The 18,617-nt window shown below is 52.9% G+C and carries 21 protein-coding genes; 9 read left to right on the top strand and 12 right to left on the bottom strand.

The annotated features are described in order from the left end of the window. Position 1: 1 nt before the first annotated feature. Genes tsaB through FPL14_RS20365 form a run of 5 tightly spaced genes read right to left on the bottom strand, consistent with a single transcriptional unit; the run spans position 2 to position 4,638 of the window. Positions 2-796: a tRNA (adenosine(37)-N6)-threonylcarbamoyltransferase complex dimerization subunit type 1 TsaB gene (gene tsaB / locus FPL14_RS20385; protein ID WP_182299489.1), complete on the bottom strand. Its 795-nt coding sequence runs from the start codon at positions 794-796 to the stop codon at positions 2-4. Beyond that, positions 793-1,311: a tRNA (adenosine(37)-N6)-threonylcarbamoyltransferase complex ATPase subunit type 1 TsaE gene (gene tsaE / locus FPL14_RS20380; protein WP_182299488.1), complete on the bottom strand. Its 519-nt coding sequence runs from the start codon at positions 1,309-1,311 to the stop codon at positions 793-795. The genes tsaB and tsaE overlap by 4 nt, the downstream gene beginning before the upstream one ends. 8 nt (positions 1,312-1,319) lie before the next feature. Further along, positions 1,320-2,384, bottom strand: a complete 1,065-nt coding sequence (gene thiL / locus FPL14_RS20375) for a thiamine-phosphate kinase (RefSeq protein WP_182299487.1) — start codon at positions 2,382-2,384, stop codon at positions 1,320-1,322. Beyond that, positions 2,347-3,363 (bottom strand): hypothetical protein, encoded by a 1,017-nt coding sequence (locus FPL14_RS20370; RefSeq protein ID WP_182299486.1) that lies wholly within the window; start codon positions 3,361-3,363, stop codon positions 2,347-2,349. Before FPL14_RS20370 ends, thiL begins: the two co-directional genes overlap by 38 nt. A 12-nt stretch (positions 3,364-3,375) precedes the next feature. Continuing rightward, the gene (locus FPL14_RS20365) at positions 3,376-4,638 is read right to left on the bottom strand and encodes a GyrI-like domain-containing protein (protein WP_182299485.1); all 1,263 of its coding nucleotides are present in this window, start codon (positions 4,636-4,638) and stop codon (positions 3,376-3,378) included. A gap of 286 nt (positions 4,639-4,924) precedes the next feature. On the opposite strand from FPL14_RS20365, the gene FPL14_RS20360 reads away from it, so the two are divergent. After that, positions 4,925-5,659: a CAP domain-containing protein gene (locus FPL14_RS20360; protein ID WP_182299484.1), complete on the top strand. Its 735-nt coding sequence runs from the start codon at positions 4,925-4,927 to the stop codon at positions 5,657-5,659. Positions 5,660-5,856: 197 nt separating this feature from the next. Here the strand turns inward: FPL14_RS20360 and FPL14_RS20355 are convergent, their stop codons facing one another. The 3 genes from FPL14_RS20355 to FPL14_RS20345 all read right to left on the bottom strand — a co-directional run bounded on the left by FPL14_RS20355 (position 5,857) and on the right by FPL14_RS20345 (position 6,911). Next, positions 5,857-6,420: an FAD-dependent oxidoreductase gene (locus FPL14_RS20355; protein WP_182299483.1), complete on the bottom strand. Its 564-nt coding sequence runs from the start codon at positions 6,418-6,420 to the stop codon at positions 5,857-5,859. 129 nt (positions 6,421-6,549) lie between these two features. Next, positions 6,550-6,738, bottom strand: coding sequence for an H-type small acid-soluble spore protein (locus FPL14_RS20350; protein ID WP_182299482.1), 189 nt, complete (start codon positions 6,736-6,738; stop codon positions 6,550-6,552). Beyond that, a complete protein-coding gene (locus FPL14_RS20345) occupies positions 6,735-6,911 on the bottom strand; it encodes a hypothetical protein (RefSeq protein ID WP_182304226.1) in 177 nt (58 codons plus the stop codon). Before FPL14_RS20345 ends, FPL14_RS20350 begins: the two co-directional genes overlap by 4 nt. Before the next feature lie 149 nt (positions 6,912-7,060). On the opposite strand from FPL14_RS20345, the gene ku reads away from it, so the two are divergent. Beyond that, positions 7,061-7,939: a non-homologous end joining protein Ku gene (gene ku, locus FPL14_RS20340; RefSeq protein ID WP_182299481.1), complete on the top strand. Its 879-nt coding sequence runs from the start codon at positions 7,061-7,063 to the stop codon at positions 7,937-7,939. 31 nt (positions 7,940-7,970) lie between these two features. On the opposite strand, the gene FPL14_RS20335 is transcribed toward ku, so the two are convergent. Together FPL14_RS20335 and FPL14_RS20330 are read right to left on the bottom strand one after the other, a co-directional pair. Next, positions 7,971-8,918 (bottom strand): ATP-dependent DNA ligase, encoded by a 948-nt coding sequence (locus tag FPL14_RS20335; RefSeq protein WP_324617824.1) that lies wholly within the window; start codon positions 8,916-8,918, stop codon positions 7,971-7,973. A gap of 143 nt (positions 8,919-9,061) precedes the next feature. Then, positions 9,062-9,400 carry a catDE operon transcriptional regulator CatR gene (locus FPL14_RS20330; RefSeq protein WP_182299480.1) on the bottom strand — a complete coding sequence of 113 codons (339 nt, stop codon included), beginning with the start codon at positions 9,398-9,400 and terminating at the stop codon, positions 9,062-9,064. Between the two features lie 138 nt (positions 9,401-9,538). Here FPL14_RS20330 and FPL14_RS20325 point away from each other — a divergent pair, with 138 nt between their 5' ends. Both FPL14_RS20325 and ligD read left to right on the top strand, forming a co-directional pair. Continuing rightward, positions 9,539-10,306 (top strand): DODA-type extradiol aromatic ring-opening family dioxygenase, encoded by a 768-nt coding sequence (locus tag FPL14_RS20325; RefSeq protein ID WP_182299479.1) that lies wholly within the window; start codon positions 9,539-9,541, stop codon positions 10,304-10,306. A gap of 17 nt (positions 10,307-10,323) precedes the next feature. After that, positions 10,324-11,211 (top strand): non-homologous end-joining DNA ligase, encoded by an 888-nt coding sequence (gene ligD, locus FPL14_RS20320; protein WP_182299478.1) that lies wholly within the window; start codon positions 10,324-10,326, stop codon positions 11,209-11,211. Between the two features lie 3 nt (positions 11,212-11,214). Here the strand turns inward: ligD and cls are convergent, their stop codons facing one another. Then, positions 11,215-12,648, bottom strand: a complete 1,434-nt coding sequence (cls, locus tag FPL14_RS20315) for a cardiolipin synthase (RefSeq protein WP_182299477.1) — start codon at positions 12,646-12,648, stop codon at positions 11,215-11,217. A 147-nt stretch (positions 12,649-12,795) separates the two neighbouring features. Beyond that, entirely contained in the window at positions 12,796-13,731 is a 936-nt protein-coding gene (gene rfbA, locus FPL14_RS20310) for a glucose-1-phosphate thymidylyltransferase RfbA (RefSeq protein ID WP_182299476.1), read from the bottom strand. Between the two features lie 196 nt (positions 13,732-13,927). Here rfbA and FPL14_RS20305 point away from each other — a divergent pair, with 196 nt between their 5' ends. The 5 genes from FPL14_RS20305 to FPL14_RS20285 all read left to right on the top strand — a co-directional run bounded on the left by FPL14_RS20305 (position 13,928) and on the right by FPL14_RS20285 (position 18,511). Continuing rightward, positions 13,928-15,007 (top strand): nucleotidyltransferase family protein, encoded by a 1,080-nt coding sequence (locus FPL14_RS20305; RefSeq protein ID WP_182299475.1) that lies wholly within the window; start codon positions 13,928-13,930, stop codon positions 15,005-15,007. Between the two features lie 12 nt (positions 15,008-15,019). Beyond that, the gene (locus FPL14_RS20300) at positions 15,020-16,810 is read left to right on the top strand and encodes an ABC transporter ATP-binding protein (protein WP_182299474.1); all 1,791 of its coding nucleotides are present in this window, start codon (positions 15,020-15,022) and stop codon (positions 16,808-16,810) included. Positions 16,811-17,005: 195 nt separating this feature from the next. After that, positions 17,006-17,797, top strand: coding sequence for a hypothetical protein (locus FPL14_RS20295; RefSeq protein WP_182299473.1), 792 nt, complete (start codon positions 17,006-17,008; stop codon positions 17,795-17,797). Next, positions 17,797-18,057 (top strand): PqqD family protein, encoded by a 261-nt coding sequence (locus tag FPL14_RS20290; protein WP_182299472.1) that lies wholly within the window; start codon positions 17,797-17,799, stop codon positions 18,055-18,057. The genes FPL14_RS20295 and FPL14_RS20290 overlap by 1 nt, the downstream gene beginning before the upstream one ends. Then, positions 18,047-18,511, top strand: a complete 465-nt coding sequence (locus tag FPL14_RS20285; protein WP_182299471.1) for a S24/S26 family peptidase — start codon at positions 18,047-18,049, stop codon at positions 18,509-18,511. Before FPL14_RS20290 ends, FPL14_RS20285 begins: the two co-directional genes overlap by 11 nt. Positions 18,512-18,617 lie beyond the last annotated feature (106 nt).

The raw sequence follows: 18,617 nt of genomic DNA, 5'->3' as shown, positions 1-18,617 counted from the left end.
GTTACTCTCCCTTTGAAGCCGCAAGCAGCTTCGCCTCCGCTTCCGCCAATTGCGTATAATTAGGTACGAATGTATGAATATCATCCCGTTCGCCTAACCGGAACCGCAACTCCCCAAGCTGTCCGACTGCTTCCGCGTCCATGTCGAAGCTCATCGTCCTAAGCCGGGCTCCGGACTGCTCCGCGAGCTCGATCGCGGCTTGATGAGCAGAGATATCCCCCACGAACCAAACTTCTGCAACATTAGAATCAAGCGTGGCTTCTTGCTCGATTCGCTTGGCCCAATCCGCGATCAACCGAATGCCGTCCGTATCGACAGCCCTCCATCCCCCGGTTGTCGTTGCCTCGTAACGGGAAGTATAGACTTGGCCGCGTCTTGCGTCCATAAGGGGGACGATCCAAATCGCTCGATCATCGGCCCGGTTGTCATCCGGCTTGCGCAACGAATTCCACGCCCCGTAAGCTAATGATTCCAAGCTGGATACGCCGATCAGCGGCTTGTCCCAAGTCCAAGCCAACGTTTTGGCCACCGTCACCGCGATACGGACTCCCGTATAGGAGCCCGGCCCCTGTCCTACGGCAATAGCATCCAAATCTTTGCCTTGTATCCCGTTGCGGTTCAGGAGCTCCTTGATCTCAGATAAAATTCTTACCGAATGATTTCGTTCGGTGAAGGAGACAATGGAATCTATCCGTTTCCCGTCCCTTACGATTGCCGCCGCGAAAGCCCCCGTCGAAGTGTCGAAGCTCAGCATCGTCGCCGAGCCGTTCTCAACCTTGTTTTCCCGTGCTGTCATGCCGTAGGCTCCTCCTTCTCAATCGGTTTCAGCTCTAATTCGCGGCACCATAGTTCATATCTCCGCCCGACCGGGCGGCAAGCGATCGTTCGCGATTCCGGCCCCGTCGTCTCTATGAAAAGATGTAACCGTTCAGGAGGTAAAATAGGCTCGATCAACGACGCCCATTCGACCAATGTGACTCCGCTTCCGTGAAAATACTCGTCCAATCCAAGCTCGTCGGCTTCCTCCAGGGATAACCGATAAACGTCCATATGGTAAAAAGGGAACTTCGCTCCCTCGTATTCTTTAATAATCGTATAAGTAGGGCTGTTCACGATTCCTTCGACGCCGATCGCGGCCGCGTATGCCTTCGCGAACCTTGTCTTGCCAGCGCCTAAATCTCCGTCCAGCGCGATAACGTCGCCCGGTCCCGCAAACTTAGCCAGAGCTTCGGCGAACTGTACCGTGCTGATCTCGGTAGCAGCTTCCAGAACGTAGTTGCCCTTCGAACCGCTCGTTTCATTCCGTTGCATGTGATACGCTACCCCTTCGGAAAATGATTATAACCCCGTTTGCTTATCGGCCTGCTTGCGCCTAACGAGGTTTCCATGACAACGCCCGGTTGCCCCTCTTCCACTTCGCCAATGAAAAACAAAGGTATACCCTCCGCGCGAAAATGTTCCTTCATCGCTAGCTCATGCTGCCGATCGACCGTGCCGAGAAGAACGTAATCCTCCCCGCCGTACAGCACGAACTCCAGCGGATCCAAACCCTGATCGCGCGCGTAAGAGGCCAGCTCCCCGGATAAGGGCAACTGCGTTTCCTTTAAACTAAGCCTCACGCCTGAAGCTTCGGCGATCTCCCATGCCTCGCTGGCCACGCCGTCGCTAACATCGTTAAGAGATGCTCCCCAACCCTGCGCCAACAAAATCCTTCCGGCTTTCACGGAGGGGATCGGCCTCTGATGGGCTTGCACTAACCTTGGCGGAACGGAAGGCTTCTCGCCAAGATGCTCGCCAGACCCGTCTTTCGAGGATCTATCCAGCAAACCGTGAAGCCCCCCCGCCGACAAACCGGTCGGTCCGGTCAGAAAAACCAATTGCCCCGGTTGAGCGCCGTCTCGCCGGATGGCCCGTCCTGCCTCGACCGTCCCGACGACCGTTACGGATACGACGAGATGTTGCGGCGAAGAAGTCGTGTCTCCCCCGATAACGGCCACTCCGTAACGATCAGCGCAGGCATACAATCCTTCGTAAAAAAGCTTCATCCGTTCGGGTTGCCATGAAGGAGGAATGCTAACGGATATCAGGGCAAACTTCGGAATCCCGCCCATCGCCGCGATATCGCTAACGTTGACCGCGAGAGCCTTATACCCGACATCCGCCTCGCTCATGGTCGTATCCAGAAAATGCACTTCCTCGACCATCGTATCCATGGCCAAAAGCCACTCTTCGCCCGATGAGCCGGCAACGACGGCCGCATCGTCGCCGATCCCTACCGTAACGCCTGCTTGCGCAAGGAACTGCATGGACTGGCGGCCTTCCGTCCAGGCCCGAATAAGCCCGAATTCATCCAATGGCAGCACGGCGTTTCCCCTTCTCGTCATTTGTTCCTTCATTATATCGGGGTATGCCGGAACATGCAAAGACCCGCGCGGCTTCCGCCGTACGGGTCCATTTGACTTTATTGCCCAGTCGCCCGAAATTGCGCAACGTGCGCAGCGCATTTAACGTTAATACGCCTTGCCAGTCTCCCCGCGCCGTTTCCCATTCCTGCTCGTATCTTCCCCATGCCCAATTCGGCGACCAAGCCCCGTCGTCTCCTTGAGCTTCGATCAGAGCATCCAAATCGCCGGAAATGACGTTCTCGTATTTTCCGTAATATCTGGAATCGGGCGAATTCACTATCGTCAGGGGAGCACAACCGTAACCATTGCGTTGTTTCGGATCCGCGACGACGCAGTTATCGATAAATTCATCGAGCTTGCCGCTGATTTCATCATATGAATCTTTAGGCAATGTACTCGCCCAACGGACGAAGCATAACATTTCATGCATTTCTTTCCTGTCGGAAATCTCCCGCAAATATCGGGAAGCATACGTATTCAGCCGGCTTGCCAGATCCGAAACGCCCGCCGGGGGGAAAAGATTCAAGTATCCGACGATCTCCGCGTTCGGATTGCCCCAGTGATCCTTGAACGCCCCGTATTCCCACCAAATCGCCCTTGGCGCCTGCTCCGCTTCTTGCGGAATAATATCCCAGCCAAGCTGCTTCTCATCATACGAAGCTATGAAGTACTGCAGAGCTCGATGGATGACCTCCTCGTCCGGTCGCCCCGTCTCAAGCAAGATTTGCAAAGCGGTCGTCGTGGCCAACGCGGATGATTCCTTGCTCCGAAGATCCGGCTCCAAAGCATTGCCGAAGCCTCCGTCTCCATTTTGAAATTTCATCAGTTCACGGAGCGCTTCATCCCATGTCCCTTGCTCGAATTCATAGCGGAACAAGGCCGCCTCCAGCTTCCTTGCTCTCGTTAATAGAAAGTCCCGTGCCCGTAAGTAAGCCTGTTCGTCCAATGATTTAACCATCCAGTTTCCTCCTCATTCCGTCCCTGAAGACTGGCATACCATGATAAGGTTGCCATCGGGATCTTTCAGGACGAAGAAAGATACGTGCCCGTACGTCTCCAGTTCGCCGTGGAATTCCATCCGGCAAGTGGCCGCATACTCGTGCGCCGCGGCAATATTCTCGGTATCGAACATGAATAGGATACGGAACGGCTCTTGCTTGAGATAACGATTACGATCCAACAACAAAGCAGCCCCGCGGGTCACCGGAACGGAATAAACCGACTGTTCGGCCGCTTGCTCGTCCAGCGGCAAACCAAGGAGTTCATTATACCAGGCCGCTGAGGCACCCATCTCCCGTACGTTGACGAATGCGCCGCCTATTCTGGCGAGTACCGGACTGTCCGTCTTCGGAAGCTCATATTCCGGACTGTCTTTGGTCCAGCAAGCCATTACGGCATTCCCTTCCGGATCGCTGAAATTAAAATAAGCCATCGATCCGAACCGGTGAGGCTCGGAAAAAACTTCCGTTTTCTCCCGAATATACGCGTGAGCCCGATCGATGTCCGACGCCGGCAGCATGACCAACGGTTTCTCATGCCGCCAGTTCGGATTGCTCTCATTACCGGCATCCGAGTCGAGAACAAGGCCGGTGCCCGGCAAATCGAACCAGTATACCGGACCTCCGTTTAACCTCTCCTCCAGAACAGGCAGCCCCAACAGTTTGCAGTACCACTCGGCGGCTCTGCGCAGATCGGTTACGTGCACGAACAAGCTCGCTACCCGATTCTCGATGGGCAATGGTTGTTTTCTGCGAATAGGGAACCACAACTCCATGACCGATTCCGGATTATCGTTTCCCCGATAACGCTCGTCGTATAATTCGATTAATGCCCCGGAGTCGCGAGCGTAGTCGGAATCCGGAAGCCATGTCTCTTCAAAATAGGCATAGGCTAGACCGATTTCTTGGATCGGACCTTTCCGCGTTATGACGCAATACAACGCCCCGGGAATTGATTGCGCGACCATGTTCTCGGGAACGTCCCCGATTTCCGTAACGCCAGCGGAGGCTATGTAATCAAAAGCTTGTCCGGGGACATAGGACTGATCGATTAGGCTTATTCCGTAGCTTCTGCCGTTGAAATCGCGAATCTCGTCACCGCGAGCGCTAAAACGAACCCAGAGCTTGCTGATCTCATTATCCGGAGCCGACTTACGATAGTCCGGTGAATAACGAATTTTCTGGCCCACTGCCTGAAACGGTTCTTTCCATGCCACTCTAACTTCGAAACTCATCGCGCATCTCCTAACTTCGGATAATTACCAAGCATATATACGAATGTATATTCGCCTTTTTACTGGAAAATCCTGCTTGAATTCTGTCGTAAATATTAGATTATGAAAATCTCATAGAGAGCCGGAAACCGCCGCAACGACAGTAAAAAGCCCCGATTTCCATTTCCGCATGGAATTATTTATGAAATGAATTCGCCTAATAGTGCTGATAGACTTTGAGATATTCCAAGCCTAAGTCCACCTCGGACACGACTCCGCAGGCAATCAAAGGGAGGAACTCATCAGCATGAATAATCACAATCGGAATAGTCTCAAGAAGACTCTAATATTAGGCACGTTAGCTCTGGCAGTGGCCATCCCTACCGGCGTAGGCGCTGCATCCGCAGCGAACAAGACGGTAAACACTACGTATGCGAGCATAAATGTATCGCAGTTGTCAAGCCGCCTCGGCTTCGATCTGAATACGATCCTGCAACAAATCATGCAAGGACAAACTCCCGTCGTCACGAAACCGGGAACGACTACCGGCACGGGCAATACGGGAAACGGTAATTCGACCACGCCTAGCAAACCTAGCACGGGTACTGGCACTGGCACAGGTACGGGATCCGGCGCAGGTACGGGTACAGCGGGAACAGGTACGACGGCAACTTCCGCTTACGCTGCCCAAGTCGTAACGATCGTTAACCAAGAGCGCGCGAAAGCCGGTCTAAGCCCGTTGAAGATGTCTAATGCCACGCTGACGAAAATGGCGCTGGACAAAGCCAAAGACATGTACAATAACGGTTACTTCGACCATAACTCCCCCACTTACGGCTCGCCGTTCGACATGATGAAGACATACGGAATCAGCTTTCGTTACGCAGGCGAGAATATCGCCAAAGGACAGCGTTCCCCGCAGGAAGTCATGACCGCGTGGATGAACAGCTCCGGTCATCGCGCGAACATTCTCAGCCCGAACTTCACGACAATCGGCGTCGCCTATTACAACGGCGTCTGGGTTCAAGAATTTATTGCCTAATTATGAATAGCCAGAATAAAAAGACCAATCCCGCCGTTATCCGGTAGAATTGGGCTTTTGGGTCCAGCATTGTTGGTTTAGTACCGCCTCGCGGCACTATACTGTTGGTTTCCCGAGTATCCGACTGATCCAACAGCCGTATAGCACAACAAAGGGAGTTCCTGCAACCATTGAATCGGTTGTAGGAGCTCCCTTTTTTAAGACTTCAGAACATCGTGGTCGACATATCTTTCGCCGTTGATCTCGCTAATGACGTTAATCGCGACTTTGGCGCCATCCCCGGCCGTAATGATCGTGTGCATGCTGACCCCGGCTACGGTTCCCGCGGCCCAAATGTTATCGATGCTCGATTTGCCTTCCGGCGTACATTCGATAATCGACTTGATTCTTGGCTCCGTACCCGGCTTCGTGCGAACGCCGCTAGCTTCGGCTAGATCGACGAGCATGCCCGTCGCAAGAATGACATGGCCGGCTTCGTACGTTTCGCCATCGGTTTCGATCGTAATGAATCCGTCTCCCGCCGTTAGCTTCGTTGCCTTGGCGGTGACGAACGTCGCTCCGAATTTCGTCGCTTGCTTCTTGCCGATCGCAACCAAATCAGGCCCGGTAATCCCTTCCGCTCCATAATGATTTTCCACCCACGCGCGTTTCGTTACGCTCTGGTCGCTGTCGATCACAAGCGTTTGCTTGCCTGCTTTCGCCGTGAAGATTGCCGCGCTCGCTCCTGCGGGACCTCCGCCGATGATAGCGATATCGTACATAACAATCACTCCTTAAGGGATATAATGGAACTTACTTCATTGTAGCATGACCCAAGTCCGCTTTCAAAAAGTAAGCTTCATCCCCGCGATCGTTATCCGAATACGGCTTCATGCGCCTTGAAACAGCGGCTAGTGGGTAGCTTCTTTTAACCGATCTACGCCGACGGTCTGCGTATTGGTCGGACTTTGTCCAACTTGCACCGTGGCGACTCCGTTAGCGACGTCCACCTTCTCGATCCACACCGACTGCCCGTCATCCAGCTGTACCGCGATATTTTCGGAAGAATCGTAAATCTCTTTAGCTCGTTGCGCATTCATGGCGTGTCCTCCTCCATCGTGCCCGTTGTCGTTTCCGATATTAATCCGTTTTGAAGCGTAACTTGACCCCCGCCTAAACCTTCGTTGATCATGCGATCTACGTCCATGTCGTAGACGTCTCTTCCTTCATGGATCGAATCCGGGCTTGCTTGCAAGTTCTCTTCCGTATCCAATTTCGTGATCTCCCTTCGCTAGTTGGCTTTACGACCTTTTCCAATATTCCCTGCCCGGTTGATTTCCATGCGGAGTGGGAACGTTAAAAGGAGAACTCAAAAAAACTACCTGCTTACGAGAAAGCAAAGCCGCAAAGGAGATCCTGCCCATGCATACCGTTTGGAAAGGCGCCATCAGCTTCGGCTTAGTCCATGTTCCGGTCAAAATGTTCACGGCAACCGAGGACAAAGACGTTCACTTGAGGCTCATTCACAAAGAATGCGGCACTCCGATCGCCAACGTTCGTACTTGTCCGCATTGCGAAAAGGAAGTTCAGCGGGAGGAAATATCCAAAGGTTACGAGTACGAGAAGGGCCGTTTTGTGTTATTCGACTCCGACGAGCTTGACGCCATTAAACCGGAGAATACGCGGACGATTCAAATTCTGGATTTCGTCGATCTGACGGAGATCGATCCGCTGTATTACCAGAAGGCTTATTACCTCTCGCCGGATCAAGCCGGCTCCGGCGCTTACAATTTATTGCTGGAAGCGATGCGGCAATCCGGCAAGATCGGCATCGCCAAAATCGCGATACGCAGCAAGAGCAGCTTGGCGGCCATACGCGCCGTAGACAACTGCATCTGCATGGAAACGATGCATTACCCGGACGAAATCCGCTCTCTCCAGTTAGTGCCCAATTTACCCGAACAAACAACGGTTAACGAACGCGAGCTTTCGATGGCGAAGATGCTGATCGAACAACTCTCAACCCCGTTCGACCCTGCCAAATATACGGACGATTACCGAATCGGCTTGCAGGAAGCGATCCAGCGCAAAATTTCCGGAGAAGGCCCCGATATCGTCACCGCGCCCGCCGCCGAGAGAACGAACGTCATCGATCTCATGGCCGCGCTGCAAGCGAGCTTGGAAGCGGTCAAGCCGGCTCCCGCGGTTGCCGCGCCTGCGGCGACCGACACGGCCGGCGATCGAAGCAAAGCCAAGCCCCGCGGCACCCGCGGCCGCAAGACGGAAGGCGCCGTTCCTTAAGGTTGATTCGTTCGTTGAAATCTTCTCCTGCTTAAATTTGCTTGACCGAGCACTCCGTAATCGGAACATCCTTAACGAGCGCTTGAATCGTCGGATGCCGCATCGTCTTGTTCGAGGTCCACTCCATGTATTGCACTTTCACGACCAAGGAGGGAGCAATCCATTGCGTTTCTTTGCTCCTTTCCGGTCGGTTCGAGAACGGCATACCGGCTCCCTCGGCTTCCAATGCCATCGCCGTTAGTTCGCGCTGTTGCCCAACGGTCAGCTTTCCCATGCCGGCATGACCGATATAGCGTAAAGAACCGTCCTCATCGTATAAGCCCAATTGGACAGACCGGACGATGTTATCCTTAATGATCACGCCGGCAATGACCGCATACAAGTCGTAGAAGAGCTTGATCTTCCGCCATCTATTGTCCTTTCCGTTAATGGCGTAAGTACTTTCCAATTGCTTAAGCACGATTCCTTCCATCGCATGACTTCTCATCACTTCCAGCAGGGCACCGGCATCCGCATGGCTCGTAACCGGTTGCACCTGATTTTGCGGCTTAATGATTTCCGTTAGCAATTGCTGTCTCTGCCGCAAAGGCAAATCGATTACCCAATCGCCGTTTGCGAACAACACGTCGAAAACCATATAGGTAACCGGAGTTCCCATGATTGCCCGCTTGATGCTTCCTTCATGGCGCAAACTGTCCCGCTTCATCACTTCTTGGAAGGAAGGCTTGCTTGCATCGAAAGCGATCATTTCTCCGTCCAAAATAAAAGAAGAAGCGGTGCAATAGGCGGAAGGCACGGCGAATTCGGGATACTGCCGCGTTCGGTCGTTAAGCCTGCGGTTGATCAATCTCAACGTTTGCCCGTCATAATAGAACAACATTCTAACCCCGTCCCATTTCATTTGGGCAATCCAGCCGTCTCCCGAAGGTATCGTTTTGGCCGAAATAGGCTCAAACGGAATTAGCGGCTTCAGCTCCAACTGACCTTCCCTCCCTCTGCAACATATCGGCTACCGTTAACTATGCCCATCCGCATCCATTAAAAAACCGCCTCCATGTTGCCCAATGGCAACCGAAGACGGTTAATGGCGCGCAGGAACGAGCTAAAAGGCCGCTGTTCGGTTCACGCCTCGTTGTCCGCTTGTTCCGACAGCCGGATCCATTGGCTGGACCAGCTCGAGATGTTGTCGAACAAAGGCGCTAACGCGTACCCCTTGTCCGTTAATTTATACTCAATTCGCACCGGCGTTTCCGGATAGACATCCCGCTGAATAATTCCTTCTGCCTCAAGCTCCTTGAGCCGCTCCGACAGCACTTTGCCGCTCAAGTTAGGAAGCGAGCTCTCGATTCTGGCAAAACGCTGGGGACCGGAGAGCAACTGAAAGACGATCAAAGCCGTCCATCGTTTGCTTAAGATCTCCATCGCTTTCTCGAACCGAGGACACATTTGCGGTTGGTCCATGATCATCACCCCACTCTGCTTCTGTCCTTTATTATTATACGCCAAGAGTGTACTTGACGAAACCTAATAATGATTATACACTAAGTTACATAAAGTAAGTATATGAAAAAAAGTAATAAAAATGGAGGGAAACAACCTATGTTACCCACGCTATTCATTAATCATGGCTCGCCTATGATGATTACCCAGCAATCCGACTATACCCGTTTCTTGGCTGATCTAGGCACCCGTTATACCCCGAAAGCGATCGTTATTTATAGCGCCCATTGGGAGGAAAAGGTAACCACCGTTTCGTTCGCCGACGGCCCTTTGGAGACGATATACGACTTTTACGGCTTTCCCGAGGAGTTGTACCGAATCAAGTATCCCGCTTCGGGTTCGCCGGAATTAGCCGAGAGGCTGGAGCAAATGTTTCGCGCGCATGGGATTCCGTCCAATAGAGACAATAGAAGAGGGTTGGACCACGGCGCTTGGGTGTTCTTAAGACATATGTATCCCAATGCCGACATTCCCGTCGTTACCGTATCGGTTAATCCTTTCTTGCCCGCTTCCCGGCAGTTCAACATCGGCGAAGCATTACGCGGATTAGGAGAGGACAACATTCTCGTGATCGGCAGCGGAACTACCGTCCACAACTTCAATTACATCAAGTTCGGCCAACAGCATCCGGAAAGCTGGGCGGTCGAGTTCGACGATTGGCTGATCGATCGCATTCAGCGCCAAGACGTGCAGGCTCTCGTCAACTATGAGCAGTTGGCCCCATACGCTGCCCGCGCGGTACCAAGGGCGGAGCACTTCGTTCCTCTCTATCTCGCCATGGGCGGCGCGAAGAGCTTGGATGAAGCGCAAGTCCTGTACCGGGGCTACGAGTTCGGCACGTTCAGCAACACTTGCTTTGCATTCTGACGACAAGGGGATAGCGAATGGCCCAATCCCGTACGATCGTAAGGCTCGGAGATTTCGAATGGCCGATCTCCCACCCGGATAAGATGATCTGGCCGGAAGTCGGCATAACGAAGCTGCAATACGTACAACTGCTAGCCGAGCTTGCTCCTTATCTACTCCCTTATTCCGCCGGAAGATATCTGACCACGATCCGCTATCCAGAAGGCATACACGGCGTTTCCTTCTACCAGAAAAACTGTCCGGAGCCGACTCCCGAGTTCGTTCGCACCGCCAAGGACGGCAGCATCCGCTATGTCGTCCTGGATTCGGTGCCTGCTTTACTGTGGATGGGAAGCCTGTATAGCCTTGAATTCCACGTCTCCTCGGACGAAATAGACCAGCCTCTGCCGAATGCATGGATGCTGGATATGGATCCGACGCTGGAGGATGAGCCGCGACTGATGGAAGCAACCTCGCTCGTCGGCGATTTGCTCCGCTCGTTAGGGCTCCATGCGGTACCTAAAACTTCGGGCGCTACCGGCATACAGATCGTCATGCCTATCGAGCGCGGACCGAGCTTCGATCAACTTCGGCAATTCGGCAAGTTTCTCTCGGAATATTTGGTCGCCAAAAATCCCCGGCTGTTCACCGTGGAAAGGTTGAAGAAGGATCGGGGGGATCGGATTTATTTGGACTATCTGCAGCATTACGCCGGCAAGACGCTGCCTGCCGCCTATTCCCCGCGCGCCCGGCCCGGCGCTACGATTTCGACTCCGTTAGCTTGGGATGAAGTACGCCAGGACGTTAAGCCGACTGACTTTCATTTACTGAACATCAAGGAAAGGCTGCGCACACGGGGAGACCTGCTTGCGGCCGCTCCCCGCCAATCGCTCGCCCCGATCCTCGATCAATTACGCAAGCGATAACGGCTAAAGCAATGGGGACAGAATTCGCGCCAAAGCTTCCTTCACTTTCCGGGTGCGCGAGCGCTTCAGAAACCTCTGCAAATTAATTTCCTCGCTATCCGCCAAATCCTGCATAAAGTCTTGCTCCACCCGGGTAATGGCAGCAGGATCGAATAGATGGGCGTTAATCTCGAAGTTGCTATAGAAGCTGCGCAGGTCCATGTTCGCCGAACCGATGACGGATACGAACCGGTCCACCACGAGCGTTTTGGCATGCACGAAACCTTTTTTGTACTGCCATACCCGAACTCCGGACCGCATCATCTCCTCTACGTAGGACATCGTCGCGAAGTGTACGAGCCACGTATCCGGAACGTAGGGAATGATGATTCTGACGTCCAACCCGCTTATTGCCGCATCGTGCAACGCCATCGCGATACTGGCGCTCGGGATGAAATAAGGCGTCGTTATCCACACTCTTTCCTTCGCGGACGACACCATCGCGAACACGGAATCATGGATCGCGTCCCCTCTACGGTTAGGTCCAGCCGGAACGATCTGCACGGGCTCTTCATGCCGGCAGTCGTGCTCGGGAAAGAAATCCGGATCATCCGGTTTCTCGCCCGTCGCGATGGCCCAATCCTTCAGAAACACTTCTTGCAGCCAATAGACGGAATCCCCTTCCAGCTTAATGTGGGTATCCCTCCAATAACCAAGCCGCGGATGCTTCCCTATGTACTCGTCCCCTACGTTAATGCCCCCGATGAATCCGACCAGCCCGTCCACTACGATAATTTTGCGGTGATTCCGGTAATTCATCCTTTTCTTCAGAAAGGAAGGCCTTAGCGGGAAGAAGCAGGCGCAATCCACGCCCCCCTCTTGCAAAGTCTGAACATACGAATCCTTTAGCTTAATGCTGCCGATCCCGTCGTATAACAATTTCACCTTCACGCCTTGTTGGGCTTTGAGAATCAACGCCTGTTGAAAATCCCTGCCGACCCCATCGTCCCTGACGATGTAGGAAGACAAGTGGATGTGGGACTTCGCGCTTCGGATCGCCTTCAGCATCGCCTCGTACGTATCCATGCCGTTATTGAATATATCGCTTCGGTTACGAGCCGATATCGGCAGTTCCCCTCGCTTGAGCAACGCCCGGAACAACCTGGCCTGGGAGGAGAATTCGGATGCCGGAAGCTGATCGGGACTCATCACGTTCCGGCTCAGCTTCAGCAGCTTCGCCCTGCGGCGCTGATCCAAGCTGCCCCTGCGGCGAGCCTTGCGGCTTCTGCGGAATTCCGTAGCCAAGAAATAATAAAGAATAAAGCCGACAAGCGGAAACAGGAACAAGATGAACAGCCACGCCGTGGCATGCGCCGGTCTGCGAAATTCGAGTACCAAAATCGTTGCCGCTTGAAAGATAAAGGATAACAATAGAATACAAAGCCCCAGCGCGATCATTCGCTTACCCTCGCCGTCTCATAATGTGTCGCGGTTGTCCGCACATAAGGACATTATACCATCATTACCCATCGCGATGATTTGAAATCATGGATAACAAAGAAGCAAGCGGGATTGTCCCGCCTGCTTCTGTACCTATTGATAGGCTCACACCGTTTCCGGATTCAGCATATTCGCGCTGGACACGGAGATCGGCAACGTCTTCCGTTTCTTGTCGCTGTACTCCGCGGTGAACGCCAAATATTTGCCATATTCGTTCTTCATCATCGGCTCCGCGAGGTTGAGCAATTGCTCTCTCGTTATGTAGCCCTTCTGATAAGCGATTTCCTCCAAGCAGGCGATTTTCAAGCTTTGCCTTTTTTCGATCGTCTCGATAAACTGCGAGGCTTCGAGCAAAGATTCGTGCGTCCCGGAATCCAACCACGAGAATCCCCGTCCCATGATTTCGACGTGCAGATCGCCTTTCTCCAAATACGCTTTGTTAATATCCGTAATTTCCAATTCTCCGCGCGCGGACGGTTGAATGGATTTGGCGATTTCCACGACGCGGTTATCGTAGAAATATAGTCCCGTTACGGCATAATTCGTCTTAGGGTTTGCCGGCTTTTCTTCTATTGAGACTACTTTGCCCGCATCATCGAAATCAACGACTCCGAAACGGCCGGGATCGTTGACGTAATAGCCGAAAATCGTCGCCCCCGTTTTCCTTCTCACCGTCCGGTCCAACATGAGCTGCATTCCGTTCCCATAAAATAAATTGTCCCCTAGAATTAAGGCCACGGATTCTTTCCCGATAAACGATTCGGCAATCAGGAAAGCCTGCGCTATCCCGTCCGGGGAAGGTTGAACGGCGTAAGAGAAGGAAACTCCCAGATCCGAACCGTCTCCCAATAATTGTTTGAATCTGGGCGTATCTTCAGGAGTCGATATAATCAGAATGTCCGTGATCCCCGCAAGCAAAAACACCGATAACGGATAATAGATCATCGGTTTATCGTAAACCGGCAACAATTGCTTCGACATCGCCCTCGTTAACGGATATAACCGAGTCCCGCTTCCTCCAGCCAATAAAATCCCCTTCATGCTCCTACCTCTCCTTTGTATCGTTATTGAAACAAATCGTATCTTATTTATCTAATTTATGATACATATAGTAGCATGTCAATGTTTTTTTCATCGTCCGCTCCAGATACAAAACGTGACATTTTTAGTCTTGACATGATACAAAATGTATCTTAAAGTGTGGTTAGAAAGTCTCGTTCAAGGAGTTGGACAAGCCGTGATTATCCTCTTTCTAAGAGCTTTGTACGACGCCGAAGGCTCTATGGACTATTCGGATAAGGACTATGAAGAAATGTTGGAGAGTATCGTACAAGCCTCGATCGGCTCTCAGGTCTATTCCCTATTAAAATCAAGCGGGCGCTTGTGGCACGTCCCCTCCTTTTTCCGGGAGAAGCTCTCGCAAATCTATCAAGCCTGCTTTCTGCAAAACATGCTGGTTCGACACGAAACGCAACTGTTGCTTCGCGAGTTCGATAAAAACGGCATTCCCGTCATCCCGCTCAAAGGGACTACGCTTGCCGAACGATATTTCGGGCATTTCGCCGCGCGCGGCACATCGGATATCGATCTGCTGATTAAACCGGAGCACATGAGAACGGCCCTTGTCTGCATTGCCAGAGCCGGTTACGCTACTCCGCTTGAGGAGAACCCGGAACACTATCATCGGGAATGGGTGAAAACGATGCCCGGTCTCCCGGAACCTCTTCCGGTGGAGCTCCACTGGAGTTTCGCTCCCGGAAGCACTTCCCGGATGAATATGGCCGCCGCTTGGGAGAGCTCGGAGCCTATGGTCGGCTATAAGAAGGCCCGAACCTTGGGAACGACTTATACTTTCTATTCCCTATGTTTGCACGGAGCCAGCCACCAAATGGATTCCCTGAAGCATGCCTTGGATCTGTACCAGCTCCTGCATAGCGATCATGAAAATATCGACATCGATTGGATTTGGAAACAATCCGAATCGGACCGCACGAGAAGACGGGTCATAGCCGCGTTAACGACGACCTATCGGCTTTTCCCGGAATTGAATCGGTTGAAGAAGCTTCCTTTCGAACCGAAAAATCCGTTCCTATATACTAGGCAGCCAGCCTTGCCCCATCCGGCTTGGAGAACCCTCTATACGTTGGCCGTCATGGATTCATGGAAATATCGATTACGCTATCTCTGGCAAACGGTATTCCCTTCGAGGTCCTACGCCCGCTACAGCTTGGATGCCGCCGGTCCTCCAGCATCGTTGCCTAAGCTTTACTACCGGCTATACAAACAGCGCCTCCGCAAAATATTCGGAGGAGCATAGGAGAGCAAGTCTATGCGTGTCATTCTCATCATGGCCAAAAGCTCCGCGATGGCCGGAATCCGGATGCGCAAGTTTCTCGGATTCGACGAAATGAAGCGGCCTTTCGTCCGACTCGTTCCGTACATCGCGAAATATCGCAAAATTTACGGCCTGCTCGGCTCGCTGATGTTATTCGATATCGGGCTTACGCTATTTTTCTCTTGGTTCGTGAGCCGGGCCGCCGATGCCGCCATCGCCGGCGAAGTCGGCACCATCGTGTGGTTAATGGTTTTGGGCGCCGGCATCGTCATCCTCGCCTTCCTATCGGACTTCTACGAATCCGTGCTGCAGGCCGAGACGGTTAACCGAATACGGAGAGATTTGAAGCAGACGTTATTAGACCACATGCTGCGCTTGCCTACCCGTTACTTCTCGGCCAATCACTCCGGCGATCTCGTATCCCGGTTAACCCAAGACGTCACCGGCATCGAAGGAGCGATCGGGCCCAACTTGCTCAACTTGATTCGAATGCCGTTGCTGGCTGCCGCCTCCTTCGCTTACTTGCTGGCTATTCAATGGCAATTGGCTCTCATCTGCATTCTGCTAGGACCTGCCGCATTGTTAATCGGCGGCTTGTTCGGCAAGAGAGTCCGGGACAATAGACGATCGCTGCAATCTCAACTAGGCAGGGTAAACGCATTGCTCCATGATATTTTTTCCGGATTTTCCGTGATGAGGGCGTTCTCCATGGAGCGCAAGCTGTCGCGATCTTACGATTCCTATTGCAACGACGTATTGACGATGGAACGCAAGGAAGCCAGGCTGCTAGGTTGGCTTCATGCCGGTTCGGGGATGTTGTCCCTTACCGCCTTCTTCTTCAGCCTAGGATTGGGAGCTTACTTCGTAGCGCTCGGCAAACTGTCCATCGGTTCGTTGTTCGCCTTCGTTACGCTCATTCAATATATGATTTACCCGTTCTCGGGAATTGCCGGGCAATGGGGCGGCTTGCAGAAGTCGCTGGCTTCCGTCGAGAGAATATGGAACGTGCTGGACGAGAAGCCGGACCGGGAGAGCATGCCCGTCTACGTGCCGCCTCCATCCTTGAACGAAGGAATCCGGCTTCGCCGCCTTCAATACGCATACGACAACGGCGGCAACGCCATTAGCGGCATCGACCTGTTCATACCTGCCGGAGACACCGTCGCGATCGTCGGTCCCAGCGGCTCGGGCAAGAGCACTTTGCTGCAGCTTCTCGCGGGACTGCTGCAGCCGTCCCAAGGGAGCATCAGCTTCGATAACGAGCAGCTCGCTCTTGCGAACCCGGACGTATGGCGAAGCTATATTTCTTACGTTCCTCAGGAACCCTATCTGTTCACGGGAACGATTCGCGAGAATATCGCCGGCGGCAGGCCGGAGGCGCCAGACCGGGACATCGTGGAAGCCGCTCGCGCCGCCAATGCCCATGATTTTATTATGAAGCTCCCGTATGGATACGAGACGGTAATCGGGGAGCGGGGCGGCGACTTATCGGGGGGGCAGAGGCAGCGGATTACGATCGCCCGCGCGATCCTGAAGAACGCGCCCATCCTGTTGCTCGACGAAGCTACGTCTTCGCTCGATCTGGAATCCGAAGCTTTGGTCAAGGAAGCGTTAAGCCGCCTCATGATGCACCGCACGGTGCTGATGAGCGCCCATCGCCTATCCGCGGTAAGCGAAGCGAATCGAATCCTGTATCTTCATCAAGGCAGGATTGAAGAACACGGAACGCACGAGGAATTGCTGCAGCGCAACGGAAGATACGCCAGACTCTATGAAAGGAGGTGAACCCATCCTATGAAAAAAGCATACTCCGCTCCGGCAGTAATCGAGCAAAGCGCTTTTGTTTTCGAAACTCATATTTCCGGCAGACCGGGCAGACCAGGACGCCACTAGGAAGCGAGCACAGGGCAAATAGGGGCGCAAGCGCGCCCCTGTTTTATTCCAACCTTTATTGAACTATCCAGGAAAAGAGCGTGAACCATGTATATCAACAAACTTCAAATCGGCGATCATTTCGTGCTCGTCAGCACGAACGACGAGTCCGTACATCAATGGACCTCGATTCATTTCAAGGTCATTAACCAAGATCTCTGGGGCGTAACCGCGCCGGATATGTATATCAATATCCATAAGGGCTACGGCGTCCCTTTCATAGACTTCAACGTGCAAATTCGCAAGGAGGGCGACCTCGTCCTGTACGAGAGAGCGGATTTCCTGCTGGAGACGATCAGCACATATAGGGAAGCCAAGCTGCAAGTGCATGACGAACTCGCCTTGAAGCACGGTTTGATGACCTTGTTCAGCGCCTTTATCGTTCATCACGGCTGGGGACTCATGATTCATTCCTCGTGCATTGTCAGCGACGACAAAGCTTACCTGTTCGCGGGCCCTTCCGGAGCCGGCAAATCTACGGTAGCCATGCTCTCCAAGCCTAGAGAGATCTTATCCGACGAAGCTACTCTCATCAAGATCGAGCCTGACGCGATCGTCGCCTACGATTCGCCCTTCCGCAGCGATTCCGTCTCTAATTACGATAAGAAGAGCCGGAAGCTTGCCGGAATTCACCTGCTTGAGCAATCGCCGCACATCGAACGGATACCCATTCCGCCAGCCGAAACCGTGCTGCGATTAATGGACAAAATTTTCTACTGGGCGCATACGCCCGCTGATACCCTTAAGGTATTAGGCATGTGCCGCAAGATTGCCCAGCAAGTATCGGGCTATCGCCTTAAGTTTCAAAAAAACGACTTGTTCTGGGAGAGGATCTCTTAATGTGGAAATGCGCGAATCATACGGAAGCGGTAGAAATGGATGGCGAATGGATCGTGTTGGATGCGGAGAAATATTTGATTACCAAATTAAACGAAGTCGGCGGTTGGATATACGCCCGCATTCAAGCCGGCGATGGATTGGATCGGCTCGCGCAAGCGATGATCGATGAATACGGAATCTCCGAAGAGCAAGCCAGAAACGATATTCTCGTATTCGCGGCCCAGCTCATCGATTGCGGACTGATCGAGAATGTTGCTTAACATCCCTCTAACCCTTGCCAAGAAGCTGATCGCCTCTAGCGGATCGATGATTATTCCTTCCAACGGATATAGCATGTACCCGGTCATTCGCCCCAAGGATGAATGTCATTTCTCTCAAGCGAATGAATCGGACTTGCGTGTCGGCGACATCCTCTTATTCGGGGATAGAGACGGCTTGCTGATCGGCCATCGGCTCGTTCGGGTGGAAGGAACTCTCGCGAATCGCAGCTATATCTGCAAGGGAGATACGAATCTCCATCCCGATCAATCGGTCCCGTTCGACCGTATTATCGGGAAGCTGACGTCCATCGAACGGAAAAGCAACGGAGGGAAGAACCGCACGATATTCTCGGCCAGCCGAGGGATGGTTTCATGGGGAAGCGTAATCGTTCGCTTGCCCTTCCTGTCCGCTTGGTTGCGAAGATGGGTACGCATCTCCTTTGACGTTCGTTAGAGCCTATAGCTGACATCGCCTCCGGATTGTCCGATAAGGTGCCAGCTGTAGGTTCTATTTTCTTTCCGCCCTTTAGACCGCTCCCAGCGGCTTAATCCAGTCCATG

The organism is Cohnella cholangitidis (assembly GCF_014107495.1).
In the GTDB taxonomy this organism is placed as follows: domain Bacteria; phylum Bacillota; class Bacilli; order Paenibacillales; family Paenibacillaceae; genus Cohnella; species Cohnella cholangitidis.
This window is presented reverse-complemented; position numbering and strand designations above follow the sequence as displayed.